This is a genomic window from Saccharomonospora iraqiensis subsp. paurometabolica YIM 90007 (assembly GCF_000231035.2).
GTDB classification, from domain to species: domain Bacteria; phylum Actinomycetota; class Actinomycetes; order Mycobacteriales; family Pseudonocardiaceae; genus Saccharomonospora; species Saccharomonospora paurometabolica.
This window is the reverse complement of sequence record NZ_KI912243.1, coordinates 1-1,950: the sequence shown is the minus strand read 5'-3', so window position 1 is coordinate 1,950 and position 1,950 is coordinate 1. Positions and strand designations below refer to the sequence as shown.

1 protein-coding gene and 1 pseudogene are annotated in these 1,950 nt (G+C 75.0%); both read left to right on the top strand.

Going from position 1 to position 1,950, the window contains the following annotated elements; all coding sequences use genetic code 11:
- Nucleotides 1–708: pseudogene (locus SACPADRAFT_RS0213380) on the top strand (hypothetical protein); the annotation flags it as partial.
- Nucleotides 705–1,950: oxidoreductase (locus SACPADRAFT_RS0213375; protein ID WP_007027451.1), on the top strand; the 1,246-nt coding region annotated here is incomplete at its 3' end. The pseudogene SACPADRAFT_RS0213380 and the gene SACPADRAFT_RS0213375, both read left to right, overlap by 4 nt.

Here is a 1,950-nt window from a genome sequence, read left to right as displayed (position 1 = left end):
TGGCTGGCCGCCGAGGTGCACCGCCTCGGTGTGCGGGTCGACACGGCGACGGAGGTGGACGCCGACACGCTCGCCCGCGCCCGCCGGGACGGCCGGCGGGTCGTGGTGGCCACCGGCTCGGCACCCGGCCCCCGCCCGTATCGGGTGGCGGACGGGGCCACGGTGCTCGACGTGGTGGACGTGCTGCGCGACCCGGACACCGCGCTCGCCGGGGCACCGCCGGGGACGCTCACCGTGTTCGACCCGGTCGGCGACGCGACCGGTGTCGGGACGGCCGAACTGCTGGCCGCCCGGGGACACCCGGTCGCGCTCGTCACCCCGGACCAGGTGGTGGGCACGCAACTGGCCCTGACCGGCGACCTCGCCGACGCCAACGCCCGGCTGCAACGGGCGGGGGTGCGGTCGCTGCGGTGGAGCGCGTTGCGCGAGGTCCACCCGGGCCGGATCGTGCTCACCGACGTGCACACCGCGGCGCGCACGGACGTCGACGTGGCCGCCGTCGTCCACTGTGGACATCGCGTGCCGGACGGGGCCCTGCCCGCCGACACCGGGGTGGTGCCCGCGGGCGACCGTGTCGCCCCGCGGACGGTGCACGAGGCCGTCCTGGAGGGACGGCGGGCCGCACTCGCCGTGTCCGCGACTCCCGCCTCCGGCGCGGCCCGGACCACCGGCGTCGACCCGGCCGGGGTGGAGGTGGTGGCCCGGTGAGTACCGCGTCCCGCTACCGGCACCTGTTCACCCCGCTGCGCCTGGGGCCGGTGACCGTGGCCAACCGGGTGGTGTTCTCGGCGCACCTGACGAACTACGCCGTCGACGGACTGCCGAGTGCACAGCACGCCGCGTATTACGCGGCCCGCGCGGCGGGCGGCACCGGGCTGATCATCACCGAGGAGCACTCCACCCACCCGACGGACTGGCCGTACGAGAAGCTGATCCACGGGTTCCGTCCCGAGGTGATCTCCGGGTACCGCCGGATCACCGAGGCCGTGCACGCGCACGGGGTGCCGATCTTCGCCCAGCTCAACCACAACGGCGGCCAGGCGTCGGGCATGTACTCGCGGCTGCCGGTGTGGGCGCCGTCGCCGGTGCCGGACCCGATGTTCCGGGAGGTCCCGCACGCGGTGACGCACGCCGAGATCGACGAGATCGTCGCCGGGTACGCCACCGTGGCGCGGCACTGCCGCGAGGGCGGCTTCGACGGGGTCGAACTGCAGTGTTCGCACTCCTCGATCGTGCGCGGGTTCCTCTCCCCCGCCACCAACGTGCGCACCGACGACTACGGCGGCCCGTTGGAGAACCGGGCGCGGCTGCTGCTGCGGCTGGTCGACGCCGTGCGCGCGGCGATCGGCGACGACCTGGCGCTCGGGGTGCGGCTGTGCGGCGACGAACTGATCGAGGACGGCACCACCGTCGACGACGCCGTGCGGGTGGCCCGGTGGGTCGAGGACAGCGGAAAGGTCGACTACCTCAACACCTCGATCGGCGTGGCCACCTCGACGCTGCACATGATCGAGGCGTCCATGAGCGTTCCCCCCGGCTACGCCCTGTTCATCCCCAGCGCGCTGCGCAAGGAGGTGGACCTGCCGGTGGTGGGGGTCGGCCGGTTCAAGGACCCGGTGCAGGCCGACCGCGCGCTCGCCGACGGGCACGCCGACCTGATCGGCGTGGTGCGCGGGCAGATCGCCGACGCGGACTTCGTCGCCAAGGCCCGGGCCGGGCACCCGGAGCGGATCCGCACCTGCCTGTCGTGCAACCAGGAGTGCGTGGGCCGGATGGGGCTGAACCGCTGGCTCGGCTGCATCGAGAACCCCCGCACCGGACGGGAGTCGGAACCCGACGCGCCGCCCGGCGGGACGTCCCGCGACGTCCCCGGCGGTGTTTCCGGCGGTGTTTCCGGCGCGGCCTCCGGGGCCCCACGGGTGGCGCTGCCGACACCGGGGCGGCGGCCGC